The organism is Prevotella sp. P5-92, assembly GCF_002251245.1.
Lineage (GTDB): Bacteria > Bacteroidota > Bacteroidia > Bacteroidales > Bacteroidaceae > Prevotella.
On record NZ_NPJG01000068.1, the window covers coordinates 122366 to 130282 of the forward strand.

At 51.3% G+C, this 7917-nt stretch carries 6 protein-coding genes and 1 pseudogene; 4 read left to right on the forward strand and 3 right to left on the reverse strand.

All coding sequences use genetic code 11. The features are described 5' to 3' along the window. Nucleotides 1–8: 8 nt before the first annotated feature. A complete protein-coding gene (locus tag CIK99_RS07160; RefSeq protein ID WP_094380850.1) occupies nucleotides 9–2795 on the reverse strand; it encodes a bifunctional fucokinase/fucose-1-phosphate guanylyltransferase in 2787 nt (928 codons plus the stop codon). A gap of 155 nt (nucleotides 2796–2950) precedes the next feature. Between CIK99_RS07160 and fucP the strand changes: the two genes are divergently transcribed. From fucP to CIK99_RS07180, 4 genes are all read left to right on the forward strand, one after another. Beyond that, entirely contained in the window at nucleotides 2951–4303 is a 1353-nt protein-coding gene (gene fucP / locus CIK99_RS07165) for an L-fucose:H+ symporter permease (RefSeq protein WP_094380851.1), read from the forward strand. Between the two features lie 177 nt (nucleotides 4304–4480). Continuing rightward, nucleotides 4481–5095, forward strand: coding sequence for a DUF4840 domain-containing protein (locus tag CIK99_RS07170; protein ID WP_094380852.1), 615 nt, complete (start codon nucleotides 4481–4483; stop codon nucleotides 5093–5095). A 105-nt stretch (nucleotides 5096–5200) separates the two neighbouring features. Further along, on the forward strand, nucleotides 5201–5938 hold the full coding sequence (locus CIK99_RS07175; protein WP_094380853.1) for a nitroreductase family protein: 738 nt from the start codon (nucleotides 5201–5203) through the stop codon (nucleotides 5936–5938). Between the two features lie 48 nt (nucleotides 5939–5986). Further along, nucleotides 5987–7021, forward strand: coding sequence for a YeiH family protein (locus CIK99_RS07180; protein WP_094380854.1), 1035 nt, complete (start codon nucleotides 5987–5989; stop codon nucleotides 7019–7021). Between the two features lie 382 nt (nucleotides 7022–7403). On the opposite strand, the gene CIK99_RS15300 is transcribed toward CIK99_RS07180, so the two are convergent. Further along, a complete protein-coding gene (locus CIK99_RS15300; RefSeq protein ID WP_158215874.1) occupies nucleotides 7404–7526 on the reverse strand; it encodes a smalltalk protein in 123 nt (40 codons plus the stop codon). A 164-nt stretch (nucleotides 7527–7690) separates the two neighbouring features. Next, nucleotides 7691–7917: pseudogene (locus tag CIK99_RS15305) on the reverse strand (DNA-binding protein); the annotation flags it as partial.

Here is a 7917-nt window from a genome sequence, read left to right on the forward strand (position 1 = left end):
GTCGATGATTAACTTCGGCTTACTTGCAATCCCCTCTTGCTCAGAGTCATGTCAACAAATCTTGCATTGGCATTCGTGCGGTTTGCGTTGATGACTTGCTTTATGCGTGCTGCTGCTTCGGGGTCTTTCGCCACCATATAGAGATAACCGCCGCCTCCAGCTCCAGGCAGTTTATATCCTAAGCAGAGGTCGTCGATGAGGTCGGTGACTCGTCTCACCTCAGCAGGGTTAGTGCCGCAGTCGAGCAGTTGGTTTTGTTTCCAGTTCTTTCTCACCAGTTGTCCTGTTAGCGTGAAGTCATGGCGCTGTATTGCCTCAGCCATATCGTTGGTGTGCGCCTTCATCTGTCTGAGCAGTTCGAGTTGTTCGCTGTTGTTGAGGAACATACGCTGTACTATTTCCGCAAGGATAGTCTTCGCCGTGCGTGTGATGCCGGTATAATAAAGCAGGTGGCAAGCGGAATACTCGGGGAGAGTGAAGATGTCGTCGGGCAACCATCTCACGAGTGGTGTCTGCTGGAAACCGCGTTGCGTCTGCAGGAGTTTCACGCCGCCGTGAACGCCGCCAGCCTGGTCTTGCCATCCGCCTCCAGTTGTGAGCATCTGTTCGAGAACGAGTGTGCGTCGGCATATCTCGTTTTTGTCCCATGCTAACGAACAGAAGTCGTTTATCGCGCCCAACACCGTTGCGGCGAGAATGCTGCTGGTGCCGAGGCCGCTGCCAGCCGGTACGGCGGAGAGCAGTGTCAGTTCGATGCCACATCCGAATGTTTCCAGTTGTTGTTTCAGTGTAGCGAACTTCTCCTCAGCAAAATCTGGTGCGAATCCCGCAAGGGCGAGTGCCGCCTTGGGTATGGAGAACGGACTTCCCACGTGTCGGTAGTCGATGAGTTGTTCGTATGTCTCCACCCTTTCCATTGCTCCGAGGTCGATGCTTCTCAGTATGATATGTGGCTCTTTGCATGGACGGATGAAGGTCTGCAGTGGCGGTTGTCCGTTGAGTTCGATGGCGAGGTTCACCACGTTGCCGCCTTCCACGAGACAGTAAGGTGGCGTGTCGGTCCATCCTCCGGCGATGTCGATACGCACCGGACTGCGCGCCCATACTATCTGGTCTTGGTAAACACCCATGCGCGGCTGTTGCTGTTTGGTGGCCATCGTGGTGGTGATGCCTTCGCTCAGCAGGGTGAAGGGGTTGGCAATGTCTGTCGGTGTCGTTACTTTGTTGTCTGCCTTGTTGCTTCCTGTTAATGAGATGTATTTCTCTCTGAACATCGCGTCGTGCATCCTTGTCAGCAGAGTGGTGTTGTCGGCGATAGGGTCGGGTAGAGGAATGTTCATTTCCACAAACTCCTTTGCCGCGTGGTCGAGGTCGAGTTGGTAGAACACGCTGTGGCGGTAGTTCTTGGCCAGTGCCGTCCAGTTGGCCTTGCGGAAAGCCTTGCGCTGTGCGAACAGTCGTCTGAGGTTAGCGCGGTCTGATATCTCTTCTGCTGAGAGCAGGCTTTCGCTCGGAATACAGTATTGTGTGACGATTGCTTCTATGTCGTTTCCTGCCATCATGCCGATGAGTATGTCACCCATCCTCTTTCGGTCTGAAGCCGCGCCACTGACCATGGGGAAACGTTTCCTCTGTTGTTCGGCGCCGGCGAATTTGTCGTCTATACTGTATGGTCTCAGCACGAAGTCAGTCTCGCCGATAGGCACGATGTCTATACACTGTCTGGGCTGGAGACAAATGTTCCAGTCGTTTTCAGGCACGCCCGTCACCACGTTGTCGTGTGAGAGTGTCCAGCTGTCGGCAATATAGCTGTTTTCTATCCAGAGGTTAGTGTTTGACGAGTCAATCTTCGTGTTTATTATCGCGTTTTGGACAAATATCGACGGATGAGGCTTTCTGCCGTGATGCCTTATCTCTCTCTGGTCGTTGACACGGTTTTGTATGGCGAGTGTTGACGAGATCATCTCCTGCGAGGTGCCATAATGATAAAATTCGCCTCCGGGCAGCGGCACGATGGCCACGGTCAGCTGTCTGAGGTCGGGCGAGTCGATGATCGGGTCGGTGCCCACCGAGCAACCAAACTCCGAGTAGAGGTCATATTCGCGCCAGTTCCCGTCAGCATCTTTTGAGTGCTGGGCAAGCAGTTTTACTGCCTTGTCGCTGAGCATCCACACACCGATGTCGGTGAGATAATATCCCGTCTGAAGCAGTTCGTTGAGCGTGGCTGTCGAAGGCTTTTGCAGCATGTGCTTCAAAACAGATGGTGAATGTCTGTCAGATACAAACACTCCGTGGTCCTTTGCTATTGAAGCGTCGAGCCAAAGTCCGTAGCAGACAATGTCGGCCTTAGGCACCGGTGGCAGTTGTCTTGCCGCCCTTATATACACGTCTCCGCTCACGATCATCGTGTTGATCGAAGCTGGCGCCTCGTTCATCATGCGTTCGTAAAGAGGCAGTTGCAGCTGTAGCAGGTCTTGTGACAGTTTCTGTCCTATCTCCCATCTGAAGACAGGGACAGGAGTAAGTATTTTGCCCGAAGGAGCATATGACGGCAGCCGTCGGCTCTGTCCGCCGGCGTGTAGCAGGATGCGTCTTTCGCTTTTCAGCCATTCGTCGAAGTCGCGTCCGTTGGCCTCGTTGTTGTAACACTGTTCGAGCAGCCATGTTGTTCCTCCTCCGCTTCCTAACCTGTGGCCTATGGGGTCGTTAGTGCAGAAATAGTCGTCGTGGCTCAATCCGGTCACGTCGTGGAAACTGCTTACCAAATTTGGAGGCAAAGACAATAGTTTTTTCATATCGAATTTAGGTATTTCAACTTAACTATACGACATCATGTCGCAATTATGCTTGCAAAGTTAGAAAAAAAAAGCGAAATGTTTGCACTATTCGATAAAAAAGTGTATTTTTGCACACAATTTATCAATAATGACAACTATTACCATCCTACAGTATGAGTGAAGAGAAGCTATTGTTAGAAAACAAAGTCAATGGATTGTTGAAGAAAGACGGCGTGAGTTTCCTCATTCCGTTTATAATGATCACCGCATGTTTCGCCCTCTGGGGCTTTGCCAACGACGTGACGAGTCCTATGGTGAAGGCATTCTCAAAGATATTCCGTATGAGTGTCACCGAGGGCGCGCTCGTCCAGGTGGCATTCTATCTCGGCTATTTTGTCATGGCCTTTCCTGCCGCGCTGTTCATCCAGCGCTATTCGTTCAAGTCGGGCGTGATGATTGGTCTTGGACTGTATGCCATTGGTGCGCTATTATTCATCCCCGCCAAGGAGATGGGTATCTATTATCCGTTCCTCTTCGCTTATTTTATCATGACCTGCGGACTGTCGTTTCTCGAGACCAGCTGCAACCCGTTCATCTACTGTATGGGAAGTGAGGATACAGCCACTCAGCGCCTTAACCTCGCCCAGGCATTCAATCCTATGGGTTGTCTTGCAGGACTTTATGTGGCCATGCAAGGCATACAGGCAAAGATGAGCCCTATGGACACCGCCACACGCAACACGCTGACCGATGCACAGTTCGAACTGGTGAAGTCGCACGACCTTGCCGTGCTCATCAAGCCTTACGTCTTCATCGGTGCAGTTATCGTCTTGCTGTTGGTGTTGATAAGAGTGACAAAGATGCCGAAGAACGGCGACACCCACAGCGGAAAGCCACTGCGAGAGTCGCTCAGAGAACTGCTGCGCATAAAGAACTATCGTGAGGGCGTCATCGCCCAGTTCTTCTATGTCGGAGCACAGGTGATGTGCTGGACCTTTATCATACAATATGGTACGCGCGTGTTTATGGAAGAGGGAATGGACGAGAAGACGGCCGAGATATTGTCGCAGAAGTATAACATTGCTGCCATGGTGCTTTTCACCTGCAGCCGTTTCGTCTGCACATGGTTTTTGAAATACATACAGCCAGGGCGTCTGCTGTCGATACTCGCCATTGCAGGCATTGCCTCGGTGATTGGCGTCATGGTGTTTACTGACCGCAACGGACTTTACTGCCTCGTGCTCGTCAGTGGCTGTATGTCGCTGATGTTCCCCACCATCTACGGCATCGCCCTTCGCGGACTGGGCGACAACGTCAAGGTGGGCGGAGCCGGACTGATCATGTCTATCCTTGGAGGTTCGGTGTTCCCGCCGCTCCAAGCCCTTATCATCGATTCAGGCGTCACCGTGTTTGGCTTGCCCTCCACTAACGTGTCTTACGTCCTCCCGTTGATATGTTTCCTTGTGGTTGCTATCTATGGACATCGCGCTTTCGTGCGTCACAATATTTTACATCTTTTCAAGTAAGCCTCCATGCCGCAGTTGATGAAAAAAAAGACCGATGAATGTATCGTGCGTGGTAAATAAGCATACAATTATGCAAATAAAAGTTAAAGAATAGCTTGTTTTGCATATTCCTGTGCAAGGAATTGGAAAAATGTTATTTACTTTGCAGAGTAATTACAAAAAACATAAGAAAAAGAAATGAAGAAATTCACATTAATCGCATTTGTTGGCTGCATCATGGCAGCCTTGTCTTTCACATCATGTAACACAGATTCTGACAGCGACTCTCAGGCACTCAGTGCTGCACAGATACAGCAGTGCTACCTCGCCACCCATGGCAACCACTACGGCAAGATGGTATATTACGCCGAGAACAAGGCCAACGTAAAAGACAAACAGGACACAGTCTCTGTAAGTTGGAACATCACCACCGACTCCACGATGACCATCTACGGCATCCCCGCAAAGGTCATAGCCGAGAGAATACAGTTTAACAACGAGTTGAAGGAAGCTATCGAAAAGCAGCCAGAGATCACGCTCAATTGCAAGATACAGTATGCCACTGTAAACCCAATACAGTTCTATATTGGTCCAGACAACATCAACTACACGCTCAACTACGGCGGTAAGGAACACAAGTTTGAGATGCGATTCTACTGGGGCTATCCTTCCATTGGACAGTACTCGCCAGACTCCAAGAAACCTATGCTCTTGCAGCTTGTAGCTCCACTGCTTAAGATTGATGGCAATGAGACCAGCTATGGCATAACCAGCAGCACACCGCTGCAGCTGCTCTTCTACACCGAAAAGTAATAATATCCCCTATAATAAGTAATCAGATTCAAAATTCAGACCGCATGCCCGTCAGACAACAAGAAGACGGGTATGCGGCACTTTTTGTTTAAACAAGTATTGACTATGAAGACAATAGAAAACCGCCGCACCATAAGACAGTATAAGGCAGACGATGTCAGCCAGGAACTTCTACAGCGCCTGCTCAGCCAGGCCTCGCGCACCCAGACCATGGGCAATCTACAGCTCTATAGCGTGGTGGTGACACGCAGCGAGGAGGGAAAGGCAAGACTCGCGCCAGCACACTTCAACCAGCCCATGGTGAAGGCAGCGCCAGTAGTGCTCACCATCTGTGCTGACTTCCGCCGCACCACCCGCTGGTGTGAGGAACGTAAGGCGCAGCCAGGCTACGACAACTTCCTCTCGTTTATCAATGCCGCCACCGACGCGCTGCTCTACACACAGACCTTCTGCAACCTCGCCGAAGAGGAAGGATTAGGCCTGTGCTATCTCGGCACCACGGTATATATGCCCGAGATGATCATTGACGCCCTCAAGCTGCCACAGCTCGTCATGCCAGTGGCGACACTCACCGTGGGATGGCCAGACGAGCAGCCACCGCTCACCGACCGCCTGCCGTTGGCATCGTTTGTACACGACGAGCAATATTCCGACTACACACGCGAGGCCATCGACAAGTATTACGCTGAGAAGGAGGCACTTGACGACAACCGCCACTTCTGCGAGATAAACCACAAAGAGACGCTTGCCCAGATCTTCACCGACATCCGCTATACACGCAAGGACAACGAAGCCATGTCAGAAGGAATGATCAAGGCACTGAAGCGACAAGGTTTTCTTTAATGACATAACTACTTTATTACATAAAAACAAACAAAGATTCAACAAAATATGCAATTATCTGAACAACGAAGCAGCATGTTGCACGGAGTGCTGCTCATCACGCTATTCTCGTGTGCCGCTTTTTACATAGGCGAGATGGACTTTGTGAAGAGCCTTTCGCTCAGTCCGATGATTGTCGGCATAGTGCTCGGTATGCTCTATGCCAATTCACTAAGAAACAACCTTCCCGACACGTGGGTGCCAGGCATACAGTTCTGCTCGAAGCGCATATTGCGCATCGGCATCATCTTCTATGGCTTCCGTCTCACGTTTCAGGATGTCACGGCTGTGGGAGTTCCTGCCATCATCGTCGATGCCATCATCGTGGCGGCAACGATATCCATTGGAGTCGTGGTAGGACGCATGATGAAGATGGACCGGGGCATCACACTGCTCACATCCGTCGGTAGTGCCATCTGCGGAGCGGCAGCCGTGCTCGGAGCTGAGTCGGCACTTCGCGCCAAGGCATACAAGACTGCCGTGGCAGTATCTACGGTGGTCATCTTCGGAACAATGTCGATGTTTCTCTATCCAGTGCTCTATCGCAACGGCATATTCGACCTCTCGCCAGAGCAGATGGGCATCTTCGCTGGCAGCACCATCCACGAGGTGGCACATGTCGTAGGTGCGGGCAATGCCATGGGCGACAGCGTGTCAAACACTGCCATCGTGGTGAAGATGATAAGGGTGATGATGCTTGTGCCAGTGCTACTCATACTCACGTGGAGCGTGGCTCGCGCTGCTGCAAAGAGTGGTGCTGAGGGCGAGAAGGGAAAGATCAACATCCCTTGGTTTGCCATTTTCTTCCTCGTGGTCATCGCATTTAATTCGTTCGACCTTCTTCCTGCTGGCGTGGTAGAGTTTATCAACACCTTCGACACCTTCCTTCTCACCATGGCGATGACTGCCTTGGGTGCAGAGACCAGCATCGAGAAGTTTAAGAAGGCAGGAGCGAAGCCTTTTGTGCTTGCCTTAGTGTTGCAGGTGTGGCTTCTCCTTGGCGGCTATTCGCTTGCCAAATGGGTTGTGCCGATGATGATGTAATTGTTTAGTTGACGAGTTGACTGAATCGAGTAGGAAGAAAACTACTTCGTTTTCCTCCTACTCGATATATAGGTTCTAAGAAAAGAAAAAAGAATGGAGAGTTATCTGTACAAATAACGATTTGCGACGGATTTGCCGTCGCTAATCTCCGTTGTAGGGTCTTACCTCGTGTAAGACCGCCCGCCGCAAATGCCTGAGGGGAAATAACATACACGGGTTGCGGTCTTACACGAGGTAAGACCCTACAACGGCAGACCATATCCCGATTTGTCGGGGATTTGTACCCCGATTTTCGACGGAATCCAAATTAACATCCGTAATCAGTAAGAGGGAGCGGCGCCAAGGCGTCGCTCCCTCTTAGTTTCCGTTCAACCAGTTGTCGTCACACGTACTGATTCACTCCCATACAACTCGTCACTCCGAGAGTTGTAGCAATAGCAGACAGCGCTGCCACAATAAGCTGCAATACCAGCTTCCAAGTGCTTGATTTAGATGTAGAACTCATGATGATTGATGATAACTGATTATTGATTATTGATAATTGCCGCCGCTAATCTCCGTTGTAGGGTCTTACCTCGTGTAAGACCGCGCCCCGATTTGTCGCGGTTTGGCGGCGTGACGCTCTCCGGTTTTGTTAGGGCAAGGGCGCTTGCGCACCCTGCCCTCAGCTTAGATCAAGCTGCCGCCGCCGTCCTCATTGCCGCCGCTTCCGCCGCCGCTCTCGCTGCCGCTTCCGCTCTCGTCAGGACTCTCCGTACCCGGATCGCTTGAGTTCACACGCTTCACCTCCTTGCCGTTGCGGTCGTAGCAGGTGATGGTGACCTGCGATGCCTTGAGGGCCGCCTTCACATCCACCGACGGGGTGAACACAATCTTTCGGGAGGTGATGAGCGAAC